At 68.6% G+C, this 13,737-nt stretch carries 11 protein-coding genes and 1 tRNA gene; 6 read left to right on the top strand and 6 right to left on the bottom strand.

Annotated features, from left to right (window positions below):
- Nucleotides 1–5: 5 nt before the first annotated feature.
- Together mfd and C7H75_RS07200 are read right to left on the bottom strand one after the other, a co-directional pair.
- On the bottom strand, nt 6–3,683 hold the full coding sequence (gene mfd, locus C7H75_RS07205) for a transcription-repair coupling factor (protein ID WP_106851990.1): 3,678 nt from the start codon (nt 3,681–3,683) through the stop codon (nt 6–8).
- Nucleotides 3,684–3,789: 106 nt separating this feature from the next.
- Nucleotides 3,790–4,380 carry a TetR/AcrR family transcriptional regulator gene (locus C7H75_RS07200; RefSeq protein ID WP_005514691.1) on the bottom strand — a complete coding sequence of 197 codons (591 nt, stop codon included), beginning with the start codon at nt 4,378–4,380 and terminating at the stop codon, nt 3,790–3,792.
- A gap of 220 nt (nt 4,381–4,600) precedes the next feature.
- Here C7H75_RS07200 and C7H75_RS07195 point away from each other — a divergent pair.
- The 6 genes from C7H75_RS07195 (at nt 4,601) to C7H75_RS07170 (ending at nt 9,432) form a co-directional block, all read left to right on the top strand.
- Nucleotides 4,601–4,671: transfer RNA gene (locus tag C7H75_RS07195), tRNA-Gln, on the top strand.
- A 267-nt stretch (nt 4,672–4,938) separates the two neighbouring features.
- Nucleotides 4,939–6,408 carry a bifunctional UDP-N-acetylglucosamine diphosphorylase/glucosamine-1-phosphate N-acetyltransferase GlmU gene (glmU, locus tag C7H75_RS07190; protein ID WP_106851156.1) on the top strand — a complete coding sequence of 490 codons (1,470 nt, stop codon included), beginning with the start codon at nt 4,939–4,941 and terminating at the stop codon, nt 6,406–6,408.
- A complete protein-coding gene (locus C7H75_RS07185; protein WP_005514695.1) occupies nt 6,405–7,385 on the top strand; it encodes a ribose-phosphate diphosphokinase in 981 nt (326 codons plus the stop codon). The genes glmU and C7H75_RS07185 overlap by 4 nt, the downstream gene beginning before the upstream one ends.
- A 76-nt stretch (nt 7,386–7,461) precedes the next feature.
- A complete protein-coding gene (locus C7H75_RS07180; protein WP_064058934.1) occupies nt 7,462–8,097 on the top strand; it encodes a DUF2461 domain-containing protein in 636 nt (211 codons plus the stop codon).
- Nucleotides 8,098–8,396: 299 nt separating this feature from the next.
- Nucleotides 8,397–8,930 carry a hypothetical protein gene (locus tag C7H75_RS07175; RefSeq protein WP_306256193.1) on the top strand — a complete coding sequence of 178 codons (534 nt, stop codon included), beginning with the start codon at nt 8,397–8,399 and terminating at the stop codon, nt 8,928–8,930.
- A gap of 13 nt (nt 8,931–8,943) precedes the next feature.
- On the top strand, nt 8,944–9,432 hold the full coding sequence (locus C7H75_RS07170; protein ID WP_064058933.1) for a GNAT family N-acetyltransferase: 489 nt from the start codon (nt 8,944–8,946) through the stop codon (nt 9,430–9,432).
- Nucleotides 9,433–9,445: 13 nt separating this feature from the next.
- On the opposite strand, the gene egtD is transcribed toward C7H75_RS07170, so the two are convergent.
- The 4 genes from egtD to egtA are packed head-to-tail and all read right to left on the bottom strand — an operon-like array spanning nt 9,446 to nt 13,730.
- Nucleotides 9,446–10,417, bottom strand: coding sequence for an L-histidine N(alpha)-methyltransferase (gene egtD, locus C7H75_RS07165; RefSeq protein ID WP_037084491.1), 972 nt, complete (start codon nt 10,415–10,417; stop codon nt 9,446–9,448).
- A gap of 57 nt (nt 10,418–10,474) precedes the next feature.
- Nucleotides 10,475–11,203 carry an ergothioneine biosynthesis protein EgtC gene (egtC, locus tag C7H75_RS07160; RefSeq protein WP_005514700.1) on the bottom strand — a complete coding sequence of 243 codons (729 nt, stop codon included), beginning with the start codon at nt 11,201–11,203 and terminating at the stop codon, nt 10,475–10,477.
- The gene (gene egtB, locus C7H75_RS07155; RefSeq protein WP_106851155.1) at nt 11,203–12,531 is read right to left on the bottom strand and encodes an ergothioneine biosynthesis protein EgtB; all 1,329 of its coding nucleotides are present in this window, start codon (nt 12,529–12,531) and stop codon (nt 11,203–11,205) included. The genes egtC and egtB overlap by 1 nt, the downstream gene beginning before the upstream one ends.
- Entirely contained in the window at nt 12,492–13,730 is a 1,239-nt protein-coding gene (egtA, locus tag C7H75_RS07150; RefSeq protein ID WP_022594680.1) for an ergothioneine biosynthesis glutamate--cysteine ligase EgtA, read from the bottom strand. Before egtA ends, egtB begins: the two co-directional genes overlap by 40 nt.
- Nucleotides 13,731–13,737 lie beyond the last annotated feature (7 nt).

Here is a 13,737-nt window from a genome sequence, read left to right as displayed (position 1 = left end):
CTGCGTCAGACCCCGGCCTGCACGCCGGTGGCGGTACCGAGATCCACGGAGTCCGCCGCCTTCCCGTCCATCGCGAGGAGGAAGTTCGCGATGTACTGCAGCAGTTCGACGTCGCGCACCCGTTCGGCTCCGACGCCGCCCGAACCGGCACGCGGCAGCGGCATCTGCACCATCCCGGTAGTCGCCCGGTACTGCGCGCTCGGGTACATGCGCTTGAGCCGCAGCTGTTTCGAGTCCGGAAGTTGCATGGGCGAGATCTTGAGCTGGGTGCCGGTGACGGCCACTTCCTCGATGCCGTACTCGCGGCACAACAATCGGAGCTTCGCGACCGACACCAGCCGACCCACTTCCTCGGGGAGCGGACCGTAGCGGTCGACGAGTTCCTCGACGACCCCGGCGATCGCATCGGTGTCGGCTGCGGCAGCGAGCTTGCGATAGCCCTCGAGCCGGAGCCGATCGCTGGTGACGTAGTCGGGCGGGATGTGCGCGTCGACCGGAAGATCGATGCGCACCTCCTTGACCTCAGGCTCGGTGGTGACGGGCCGGCCGTCGGCGACTGCGCGATACGCCTCCACGGCCTCACCGACCAGCCGCACGTACAGGTCGAAGCCGACACCCGCGACGTGCCCCGACTGCTCGGCGCCCAACACGTTTCCGGCGCCGCGGATCTCGAGATCCTTCATCGCGACGGCCATGCCGGCGCCGAGGTCGGAGTTCTGCGAGATCGTGGCGAGCCGGTCGTACGCCGTCTCGGTGAGCGGCTTCTCCGGCGGGTACAGGAAGTACGCGTACCCGCGCTCACGACTACGGCCGACGCGGCCGCGCAACTGGTGCAGCTGCGACAGGCCCAGCGAATCGGCCCGTTCCACGATGAGCGTGTTGGCATTCGAGATGTCGAGGCCGGTCTCGATGATCGTGGTGCAGACCAGGACGTCGAACTCGCGCTCCCAGAACCCCTGCACGGTCTTCTCGAGGGTCTCCTCGTTCATCTGCCCGTGCGCGACGACGACCCGAGCCTCGGGAACCATCTCGCGGATCCGCTTGGCCGCCTTGTCGATCGAGCTGACCCGGTTGTGGACGTAGAACACCTGACCGTCGCGCAGCAACTCGCGCCGGATGGCCGCGGCCACCTGCTTGTCCGCGTACGCACCGACATACGTGAGGATCGGGTGCCGCTCCTCGGGCGGCGTGAGAATCGTCGACATCTCCCGGATGCCGGCCATGCTCATCTCGAGCGTTCGCGGGATCGGGGTGGCCGACATGGTGAGCACGTCGACGTGCGTGCGCAGCGCCTTGATGTGCTCCTTGTGCTCCACACCGAACCGCTGCTCCTCGTCGACGATCACGAGACCGAGGTCCTTCCAACGGACACCGGTCTGCAGCAGTCGGTGGGTACCGACCACGATGTCGATCTCGCCGTCGGCCAGCTGCGCGATGATCTCCTTGGACTCGGCGGCATCGGTGAACCGGGACAGGCCCCGCACCTTCACCGGAAAGTTCGCCATCCGCTCGGAGAACGTCTGCAGGTGCTGCTGTGCGAGCAGCGTCGTCGGCACCAGCACCGCGACCTGCTTGCCGTCCTGCACGGCCTTGAAGGCGGCACGGACCGCGACCTCCGTCTTGCCGTAGCCGACGTCGCCGATCACGACGCGATCCATCGGGACCGGCTTCTCCATGTCGGCCTTCACCTCGTCGATGACGGTCAACTGGTCGTGGGTCTCGGTGAATGCGAACGCGTCCTCCATCTCCTTCTGCCACGGGGTGTCCGGACCGAACGCGTGACCCGGCGCCGCCTGGCGGGCCGCGTACAGCTGCACCAGCTCGCCGGCGATCTCCCGGACAGCCTTGCGCGCCTTACGTTTCGTGTTCTGCCAGTCCGAGCCGCCCAGCTTCGACAGCGCGGGCATCTCGCCGCCGACGTAACGGGAGAGCTGATCGAGCGACTCCATCGGCACGAACAGCCGGTCTCCCGGATGGCCGCGCTTGCTGGCGGCGTACTCGATGACGAGGTACTCGCGGCGGGCCCCGCCGATGGTGCGCTCGACCATCTCGACGAAGCGGCCTATGCCGTGCTGGTCGTGCACCACCATGTCGCCGGCGGTGAGCGCGAGCGGATCGACCTGGTTGCGCCGTTTGGCCGGCATCTTCTTGCCGTCACCGGCGGCGGCCACCCGATTGCCGGTCAGGTCGGACTCGGTGACGATCACCAATCCGGGGACCCCGGCCGCGTCGTCACCCGGCAGCACGATGCCTTCGTGCAGCGACCCACGCAGGACCTGGACGAGTCCGCGGGCCGGCTCGGCACCCGGCGCGAGCTCGCCGGCCGGGACGTCGGCCTCCTTGAGTCGCTCGAGCACGCGGTGGGCCGTGCCCGAACCGGCGACGACCACCACCGCGCGTCCCCCGGTGGTCACGTGCGCCCGCAGGTTCACGAACAGCATCGACAGCAGCTCTTCGGACCCGCGCACCTCGGGCGCCGACTGCACCGGAAGGACGAGCTCGTCTTCGCTGCCCGACGCCAGCGGACTGATCGTCCACCACGGACGGCCCTGCGCCTCGGCGTTCTCTCGCACCTGACGCAGCGACCGGTACGCGGACGCTCCCAGGTCGATGCCGCCGCCGAGCACCGACGTGTCGATGGGCGCGGCCCCGCCGATCGATGCCGCCGTCCACGACGCCTCGAGAAACTCCTGCCCGGTGCGCACGAGATCGGTGGCGCGGGTCCGGATTTTCTCCGGATCACACAGCAGCACATGGGTCTCGCGCGGCAGCACCTCGGTGAGCAGCTGCAGCTCGCCGGGCTGCAGTAGCGGCAGCAATGCCTCCATGCCCTCGACCGGGATACCGGCCGAGAGTTTGTCGAGCATCTCGACCAGAGCCGCGTCGGCGGGGTTCTCGGTGGCCAGCTGCGCGGCGCGGTCGCGCACCGCTTCCGTCAGCAGCAGTTCACGGCACGGCGGCGCGACCACCGTGCTGAGCTCGAGTTCCGGCAGCGAACGCTGGTCCGCGACCGAGAACGCCCGCAGTTCGGTGACCTCGTCGCCCCAGAACTCGACGCGCACCGGATGATCCGACGTGGGCGGGAAGACGTCGAGAATGCCGCCGCGCACCGCGAACTCGCCGCGCTTGCCGACCATGTCGACGCGGGTGTATGCGAGTTCCGCGAGACGCGAGACCAGTTCGCCGAAGTCGTGTTCGGATCCGATCCGCAGGACGACCGGCTCGATGTCGCCGAGCCCGGGCGCCATCGGCTGCACCAGCGAGCGCACGGTCGTGACGATCACCCGCAGCGGCGGGCCGTAGTCGGCCTCGTCGGGACACGCGAGACGCCGCAGCACCTGCAGGCGGCGACCGACGGTGTCCGCGCTCGGCGAGAGCCGCTCGTGCGGCAGCGTCTCCCACGACGGGAACTGCGCGACGCCGTCCCCGAAGATCTCCTGCAACTCGGTGGTGAGGTCGTCGGCCTCACGTCCGGTAGCGGTCACCAGCAACAACTGGGTGCGGTCGGCGAGCGCGGCGGCGACGAACGGGCGCGCCGCGACCGGGGCGACGATGTCGACACCGGTACGTCCGACGCTGTCCTGCACCCGGCCGATCGCGCCGTCCGCGAGCGCCGTCGACGCGAGACCCGCGAGAGGCGTGGCCGCGGCGCCAGGGGCCGAAGAGTTATCTGAAGTGGACACGGAAGACAACGACGGCGCTCCTGATGTCGTGAAATGCAGACCGTTCGATTCTAGGCGTGCCCACCGACACCGGGCCGGGCACCCGACCCCGCCGCCCGGTCGTCCCTCACTGCCCGAGTTGCGGGTCGGCCTCGAGGTTGGTCAGGCCGTTCCAGCACAGGTTCACCAGGTGTGCGGCGACCACCTCCTTGGACGGGGTGCGGTCGTCGAGCCACCACGTCGCGGTGGTCGCGACCATGCCGACGAGCGCCTGCGCGTACAGCGGCGCGAGGTCGGGATCGAGTCCGCGGCGCGCGAAGTCGCCGGCGAGAATGTGGCCGACCTGCCGGACCGCCTCGTTGAGCAGGCTCGAGTAGGTGCCGTCGTCGGCGGCGACCGGCGAGTCCCGGACCAGGATCCGGAAGCCGTCGGTGCGTTCCTCGACGTAGGTGAGCAGCGCCAGCGCGACCCGTTCGACCCGGATCCGGGAGCGATTCTGGGTGAGCGACGACGTGATCATCTCGAGCAGCGTCGACATCTCCCGATCGACGACGACGGCGTACAACCCTTCCTTGCCGCCGAAGTGTTCGTAGACGACGGGCTTCGACACGTTCGCCCGCGCCGCGATCTCCTCGATCGATGCCGCCTCGTATCCGCGTTCGGCGAACAGCGCCCGGCCGATCTCGATCAACTGCTCGCGGCGTTGGGTTCCCGTCATCCGCGTCCGGGGGGCACGCTCGGTGGTCCGGTCCTCCCGCGATGGTCGTGACACTGGGGTCCACCGTCCTTTCCGACACGCCGCGTCGCGCACACTCGGCGCTGGTAGAGGCCACCCTATAGCCCGGTCGCCGAGGAATTTGTCCGGCGGTTCGACGCACGGCGCGTCGGCATGCGAGGATCGTTCCCGCGTATCCGGGCGTCATCCCGGCGCGCGGTAATCCGCCGTAGTGTAATGGCAGCACCTCTGATTTTGGTTCAGATAGTTCAGGTTCGAGTCCTGGCGGCGGAGCCCTTCGGATCCTTCTCACCCCACGCCTGCGAGCGCTGTGATCCTCCACACAACCCACTGACCGTTCGGTTCGGAGTTGTTACTCCCCCGTTAACTTCCCGGCCTGTTCGCGGGCGCCGGAGCGGTTCGCCGGACACCCGACGGGGGCCGTGGTTAATCTCGGACACGTTGCCTTCGCGGGTTCGACTCGCGATATTCTCTTCCGGAACGTGCGCGACCGTCGGGCCGCGCGAGCGGCTAAGCGTAGATCGACTTCGAGGGAGCTTCATGCCACCGCAGACCGCCGTCATCGTCCTTGCTGCCGGCGCCGGGACGCGAATGCGGTCGAAGAACCCCAAGGTGCTGCACACCCTGGCCGGGCGCTCGATGCTCTCGCACGCACTGCATGCCGCGGCCGGCATCGAACCCACCGAGCTGGTCACCGTCATCGGCCACGATCGTGACGCCGTGGGCGCTGCGGTGGACGAGGTCGCCAAGGATCTGGGACGCGCCGTCGCCACCGCCGTCCAGCACGAACAGAACGGCACCGGCCACGCCGTCGGTTGTGGACTGACCGCGCTCCCCGACGACTTCGACGGCACAGTTCTCGTCACCGCCGCCGACGTCCCGCTCCTCGACAGCGACACACTGCGCGCCCTCATCGAGACGCACACCGCCGAGCCCGCCGCCGCGGTGACCGTGCTCACCTCCACGGCAACCGATCCCACCGGGTACGGCCGGATCCTGCGGACCACCGACGGCGAGGTCGCCGCGATCGTCGAGCAGGCCGACGCCACCGAGGCGCAGCGGGCGATCACCGAGGTCAACTCCGGCGTGTACGCGTTCGACGCCGCCACCCTGCGCGGTGCCCTGTCGTCGCTGAGCGCCGACAACGCCCAGGGCGAGCTGTACCTCACCGACGTGATCGCGATCGCCCGGTCGGCCGGGAAAACCGTTCGCGCGCAGCACATCGCCGACGACCTGCTCGTAGCCGGAGCCAACGACCGCGTGCAGCTCGCCACCCTCGCAGCCGAACTCAACCGCCGCATTCTCGAACGCCACATGCGCGCCGGGGTCACCGTCGAGGACCCGTCCAGCACCTGGATCGACGTCGACGTGACGATGGAGCGTGACGTGACGCTGCGTCCCGGCGTGCAGTTGCGTGGAGCCACGCACGTCGCCGAGGACGCGGTCGTCGGACCCGACAGCACACTCACCGACGTCACCGTCGGCGCGGGCGCATCGGTGATCCGCACGCACGGCGAATCGGCCCGGATCGGACCGGACGCCACCGTCGGCCCGTACACGTACCTGCGGCCGGGCACGATCCTCGGCGTGGCCGGCAAGCTCGGTGCGTTCGTGGAGACGAAGAACGCCGACATCGGCGCGCACTCGAAGGTGCCGCACCTGACGTACGTCGGCGACGCGACCATCGGCGATCACAGCAACATCGGAGCATCCAGCGTCTTCGTCAACTACGACGGCGTGAACAAGAGCCGGACCGTCGTCGGTTCGCATGTTCGGACCGGATCCGACACCATGTTCGTCGCCCCGGTCCGTGTCGGCGACGGCGCGTACACGGGTGCAGGTACCGTCCTGCGCACCGACGTGCCTCCGGGGGCGCTCGCCGTCTCGGGCGGCAAGCAACGAAACATCGAGGGCTGGGTCCAGCGCAACCGACCCGGTACCCCCGCTGCCGACGCAGCGGCTCGAGCAGCCCAGCAAGACACCGATTCGAAGGATGGCGAAGACCAGTGAGCGCGATATCCAGCGACGTGCAGAAGAACTTGATGCTCTTCTCGGGCCGCGCACACCCCGAGTTGGCCGAGCAGGTGGCCAAGGAACTGGACATCAAGGTCACGCCGCAGACGGCTCGTGACTTCGCGAACGGCGAGATCTTCGTCCGCTTCGAGGAGTCCGTCCGTGGATCGGACGCGTTCGTGCTCCAGAGCCACCCGGCGCCGCTGAACCAGTGGATCATGGAGCAGCTGATCATGATCGACGCTCTCAAGCGTGGATCGGCCAAGCGCATCACCGCTGTGCTGCCGTTCTACCCGTACGCCCGTCAGGACAAGAAGCACCGCGGCCGCGAGCCCATCTCGGCCCGTCTCATCGCCGACCTGCTCAAGACGGCCGGTGCCGACCGCATCATCACCGTCGACCTGCACACCGATCAGATCCAGGGCTTCTTCGACGGCCCGGTCGACCACATGCACGCCCTCGGCCAGCTCGCTCAGTACGTCCGCGAGAACTACGGCACCGAGAACATCTGCGTGGTCTCCCCCGACGCCGGCCGGGTGAAGGTCGCCGAGAAGTGGGCCGACGCCCTCGACGGCGCCCCGCTCGCGTTCGTGCACAAGACCCGCGACCCGTTGGTTCCGAACCAGGTCAAGTCGAACCGTGTCGTCGGTGACGTGAGCGGCCGCACCTGCGTGCTGATCGACGACATGATCGACACCGGCGGCACGATCGCCGGCGCGGTCGAGGTGCTCAAGAACGCCGGCGCTGGCGACGTCATCATCGCGACCACGCACGGAGTGTTCTCCGATCCGGCTGCCGAGCGTCTCGCGAACTGCGGCGCCAAGGAGGTCATCGCGACCAACACGCTGCCGATCCCGGAAGAGAAGCGATTCCCGACGCTGACCGTGCTGTCCATCGCACCGCTGCTGGCGCGCACCATCCAGGAAGTGTTCGAGAACGGCTCGGTGACCTCGCTGTTCAACGGCATCGCCTAGACGTTCTGCAGACTACGCCCGTGCCCGTGCCCGGTCCGCGATTCGCGGCCCGGGCACGGGCGTAGTCTTTCCAAGTGTGTTCACCGGATTTTCGACGACCGCACTGGACTTCTACGAGGACCTCGAGGCCGACAACAGCAAGGCCTGGTGGACGTCCCACAAGTCCGTCTACGACACGGACGTTCGCGCCCCCATGGTCGAACTACTGTCCGTGCTGGAACCCGAGTTCGGTCCGGGTAAGGCCTTCCGGCCGTATCGTGACGTCCGTTTCTCGAAGGACAAGTCCCCCTACAAGACCCACCAGGGCGGCTTCGTCGAGTCCTGTCCCGGCGTCGGCTTCTACGTCCAGATCGACGCCTCGGGCCTGTTCGTCGCCGGTGGGCACTACTCACACACCCCCGAGCAACTCGCGCGCTACCGCGCGGCGGTCGACGACGACCGGCACGGACGCACGCTCGAGCGGTTGGTCCGCAAGATCGAGAAGGCGGGATTCGAGATCGGCGGCGACCGTCTGGCCACCCGTCCGCGTGGCGTCTCCCCGGGTCATCCGCGCATCGAACTGATGCGGCACCGGTCGCTCACGGCCGGACTGAACTACGGCTGCCCCGACTGGCTGGGCACACCCGAGGCGGCCGACCGGATCCGCTCGGCGTGGGCTTCGATGCGGCCTCTCGTGGAGTGGTTCACCGACGTCTTCGGCGCTCACGGCTGACACCTCCGGTAGATCTCACGGGAGCGGAGAACTCGTGTGCCACAAGCCTTTGCCGACGTCGAGGGCGACCGAACATGAGTTTGGTCACGCCCGCGGAGAAGATTGGACCTCGGTGTAGCCGGACGCGAACGGGTGCCCTATTCTGGCTCCTCGTGATCGACGCGCAGACCCTGCAAAACCCCGCCGCCGCCTCTGTTGTTCCGAATCCTCAGCCGGTTCGCCGTTGGACTCCCGGGTCGTGCGTGTGGTGCGGAAGCGATGATTCGATCGAGGAGTTCCGCAACGAGCCCCGGTGCGGTGTGTGCCGCGAGCACGAGACCGTGATCGACGAGGCCCGCAAGTTCATGGGCATGTACGGCCTGCGTCCGATCGGCGGCACCCTCCAGTCCGACGACGAGGAGGAGCGCGAGTGGCGCGTGGGCGCCCGCGATGCGCGTGCCGCCCTCAACCAGATCCGCCTGCCCGAGCCCCCGGACCCGGCCCTCGTCCGCAAGTCGATGCGCCCCAAGGCCGCTCGGATCGTCAAGGCCTTCGAGGCGGAATCCGCTCCGGCCCGCAAGGCGTCCGCTGCGCGCCCGCGTACGACGTCGGCACCGGCGCCGACACCCACCGCTGCCGTCGCTCCTGCGAAGAAGATCGATGTCGCGGCGCTCGAGCAGCGGGTCACCGGTCTGCTCGATCAGCTCACCAAGGTCGATTCGCAGATCGCGCTGGCCGAGGCCGCTCAGGGCCTCGCGGCCCGTGCTCGCCTCAACGACCTCAACGGGCAGAAGGCCACCATCCTGCGCACGCTCGCGGCGTTGGAGAAGGCGCGCCGCAGCGCAGGGGCGTAAGGCTCTCTCGACCATGCTGATCCGCGACGCCACCACTGGTGACCTGCCCGGAATCCTCGAGATCCACAACGAGGCGATCGCCAACTCGACGGCGATCTGGGACGAGACACTCGCCGATCTGGACGAGCGGCGCCGTTGGCTCGACGATCGTCGGGCCAACGGCTTCCCGGTGCTCGTCGCCGACGTCGACGGAGCAGTCGCGGGGTACGCCTCGTACGGGGTGTGGCGGGCCAAGAGCGGCTACCGATACACAGTCGAGAACTCGGTGTACGTCCACGTCGATCACCATCGGCGGGGCATCGCGACCGCGCTCATGACCGCGTTGATCGAGCGGGCCCGCGCCGGCGGGATCCACGTGATCGTCGCCAGCGTCGAATCGTCCAACACGACGTCCATCGCCCTGCACGAACGGTTCGGTTTCCGCATCGTGGCGCAGATGCCGGAGGTGGGACGCAAGTTCGGCCGCTGGCTGGACATGACGTACCTGCAGCTGACCCTCTAGACGCCCCGCACCGTCAGCGGCGCCGCGCACACACGAGAGCGAAGCGCTGATCGGCGTCCGTCCACGTCCGGATGTCCTCGAAGCCCGCGGCGACGAGTTCCGCGCTGATGCCGCTCAGCCGGAACTTGGCCGAGATCTCGGTACGCATCTGCTCCCCCGCCGCGAACCGCACCGCCAGCCCCAGGTCGGCCACGTGCACCGTCATGTCGGCGGTCGCCTCGAGACGCATCTCGATCCACTCGTCGACGGGATTCCACACTGCGACATGGCGGAAGCGGTCCAGGTCGAAGTCGGCGCCCAATTGTTTGTTCAACACCGACAGCACATTGAGGTCGAACTGCGCTGTGACACCGGCGGCGTCGTCGTAGGCGGGGACCAGTACGCGCGGATCGGTCACGAGTGCGACGCCGAGCAGGAGGTGCTCGCCGGATTCGAGAACACCGGCGATCTCCGCGAGGAACTGCTGCCGCTCGTCGGGAACGAGGTTGCCGAGTGTGCCGCCCAGGAAGGCGACCATCCGGCTGCCACCGCTGGGCAGATGCTGCAGCGACTGCGTGAAATCACCCACCACGCCGTGCACGTCGATCTCCGGGAACTCCGCGGCGATCCGGCGGGTGGCGTCCCGTAGCGCGCTCTCCGACACGTCCTGCGGCACATACTTCTCCAGCGTTCCCCGGGCGCCCAGCTCGTGTAGGAGGAGCCGCGTCTTGTCGGAGGAGCCCGATCCGAGTTCCACGAGGATCTGAGGCATGACGACGGCGGCGATCTCGCGGGCGTGCTCCTCGAGCAGCGCCCGCTCGGTCCGCGTCGGGTAGTACTCCGGAAGCCTCGTGATCCGCTCGAACAGTTCGCTGCCGCGCGCGTCGTAGAACCACTTCGGTGGCAGCCACTTGGGGGTTGCGGTGAGCCCACGCTCGGCGTCGGCCCGTAGTGCTGCGTTCAACTGCTCGGGCGTGATGTGTACTTCCAGGGTCGGTGCTCGCATACCTCTCCGATCTCCGTGGGTGTTCTCGGTCAACTCACAGGGCGCTCACAGGGGTGTTCACAGGGGCGTGACGATCAGGTGCCCCGGCCGGGCGGTGACGATGTGCCCGTCCGGGATCTCCCGCCACAGGTGGTTGTGGTCGAAAGGTTCGGAACTGAGGACCGCCCGGTCGTCGTCCACCAGCGCCGACAGCGAGTGATCCCAGGTGGTCGCCCACAGTTGGCGTCCGTCGCCGAGCAGCATGTTCAGCCGCGACCCCGGCGCCGCCTCCGCGACCGCGGACGTCACCTGCATCAGAGCGACCTCCGGGCTGTTGTCGCGCAGTGCGTGCCGAACCAGCGCCCACAGGAACACCGAGTCGGTGGGCGCCTCGAGTCTCAGCAGTTCCGAGACCGGCAGGCCGGCCGCAAGCCCCGTCATCGAGTCGGGCCACTGCTCGATACGACCGTTGTGGCTGAACGCCCAGTGCCCCGAGACGAAAGGCGCGCACGCACTGCGTTCGACGGGCATTCCGACGGTGGCGGAGCGGACGGCGGCCATCACCGCGTGCGAACGAACCGTCGAGAGCATCTCGGGTAGAGCAGGATCCGACCAGATCGGCATCGCGCACCGATACCGAGACAGCGTCGAACCCCACCAGGCGGCGCCGTAACCGTCGGCGTTGATGGTCCCACCGCCACGCATGTCCCGCGGCGACCACGACTGCCGCAGCAGGGAGAACTCTCCCGCCGCGATCACCTCGCGCACCGACCGGGTGGGCCCGAGATAGCCCAGGTGCCGGCACATCACACGTCCCTGGCGCAGCGGAATCCCGCGAAGATCTGCCGGCGGATCGGGTGATCCCAGTTGCGGAACGTCCCGCGGCAGGCCACGGGGTCGGTGCCGAACGATCCGCCCCGCAGCACGCGGTAGTCGCCGCCGAAGAACACCTCCGAGTACTCGCGGTACGGGAAGGCGGTGAATCCGGGGTACCCGGTGAAGCGCGACGACGTCCACTCCCAGACGTCCCCTATCAGCTGGAGCACCCCGACAGGGGACCGACCGGCCGGATACGATCCCACCGGGGCCGGGGCCAGATGACGTTGCCCCAGATTCGCCCGGGTGCGGTCGGGTTCCTCGTCGCCCCAGGGGAAACGCCGGGACCGTCCACTCGCGGGATGCCACCGCGCGGCCTTCTCCCATTCCGACTCGGTGGGCAACCGCTTGCCGGCCCACCGCGCGTAGGCGTCGGCCTCGAACCAGCACACGTGCATGACGGGCTCGTCTGCGGGCACGGGTTCGAGCACCCCGAACCGGTGCCGCCACCATCGACCGCTGCCGTCACCGGTCCAGAACTGCGGCGCCTCGAGACCCGATTCGCGATTGTGCTGCCAGCCCCGTTCACTCCACAGTTCCCGGCGCCGGTATCCGCCGTCGTCGATGAACTCCGCGTACTCCGCATTGCTGACCGGCACCGTGTCGATGGCGAACTCCGGAACGTGCACGCGGTGCGCGGGCCGCTCGTTATCGAGTGCCCAGGGGTCGTCCGACGTTCCCATCGTGAATTCGCCTGCCGGAATCACGGTCTCACGATCGGCGATCGGTGCGGCGGCCCTCGGGACATCCGGCGCGGTGAGCACCGCCTGCCCCTTCCGCAACTGATGGGTGGCGAGCATGGTCTCGTCGTGTTGCTGTTCGTGCTGCGCGATCATCGCGAAGGCGAACCCGTCGTGCTCGAGTCGACGTCCCCGGAACCTGCTCGCATCCAGCACGTCCCACGTCTTGTCCCGGACCTCACCGACGTACTTCCGGGCTTCGTCCGGGCCGAGGAGCGGGAGGGTCGGGCGGGTGGACCGGGCGTGTTTGAAGGCGTCGTACAGTTCGTCGATGTCGCGGCGGACCGGGTCCCGCCCACCCACATCGCGGATCAACCAGAGTTCCTCCTGGTTGCCGATGTGCGCGAGATCCCAGACGAGCGGGCTCATCAACGGCGAATGCTGGGCGATCAGATCCGAGTCGTCGACGCAATCCGTGAGGGTGTGGCTGCGATGCCGGGCTCTCAGTAGCGCGGATTCCAACTGCTCGCGAAGACCGGTCACGAACGCTCCCCCATCGGATTCTCGGCGCGCCGACATCGCGCCGACGCGGCCCCCAGCCCCGCGGCCAGGTTGCGATCCGACGCGAGGTCGGCCGCCAGTTCCGTCAATTGCACCGCAGCACGGCGCAGTTCACCGTCCGCGAGCCCGTACCGCGCCGCGTCGATCCAACGCCCCCGAGTATTCGCGGCTATCGCGGTGGCCGCATCCACGGCCTCACCCGATGCCAGCAACGCCTCGAGCGTGGCGATCGGCTGCCGCCACTGGTCGCCCGGCTGGGTGTCGAAGTAACGCACCTCCAGGTGGCCGACCGCCCGCACCGCGGGGAACACCGTCGTCAGGTGATAGTCGAGATCGGCAGGGGTGGGACGGCGACCTATCTCGTCGTCGAGCGCACCGTCGACCCAGTCCGCGAACGTCGCACCCGGCGGCGCGGCCCAACACGGTCCGTCGCGGCGCACGCAGAGCAGGGGGACGTCGAGCACCCAGCGCGCGTAGTCGGCGATCGGATCGGCCGAGAACCCCGCCGACTCGGGTGGACCGATCGTGCGGGACCGATCGAGCTCGAACCACGTCCGCATCCGTTGCGATGCCCACTCCCCCGGCGGCACACCCCGCAACCGGGGCGAGCACGCGAACGCTGCGATCAGCGCTGGGCCGACCGCCTGCAGCAGGTTCCAGCGGCGGGCGACATCGGCGACGTCCGCTCCGGCATCGACGCTCACCTGAACCGCGGCGGTGTTGCACATCATCAGCTTCCCGAACGGGCCGATCTCCTCGAATCGCTCCTCCATCGCCCGGTAACGAGGCAGTTCGAGCAGACGCCGCGCGGTGCGCCGCGAATCGGCGGCGTGGGCGTGTGCGGTGATGGAACGTCGAGCGAGCAGCGCGCGCAGGGTGCCCTCGTCGGCGGCCAGGGCGGCACAGAGGGCGACGGCACTGTCGTGGGGTGCGCTGGAGAGTTCGATCTGACCGCCGGGTTCGACGGTGACGAGACTGCCCGCGGGAAGTGGGCGGGCGGGAGAATCGGGAGCCACAGATTTCGGGGCGTGCGGCCCGAGAGCTGCGGCGATGGAGGCGAGGTCGGGACGGTCGGGCGAGGATCGGGCGTGGTGGGTGAGCCATTCGAGTTCGGCACCGATGAGCCTCGGCGGACCCAGCTTGAAGCAGACGCCGCCGACGTAGGACTCGGCAGCCGGGCGCGAGGTGAAACCGGTGGACTCGACTGCGACAACCATGCAATCC

The sequence above is a fragment of the Rhodococcus (subgen. Prescottella) equi genome (genome assembly GCF_003013675.1).
Classification (GTDB): domain Bacteria; phylum Actinomycetota; class Actinomycetes; order Mycobacteriales; family Mycobacteriaceae; genus Prescottella; species Prescottella equi.
The sequence above is the reverse complement of the archived record's forward strand: the minus strand, read 5'-3'. Positions and strand labels throughout refer to the sequence as shown.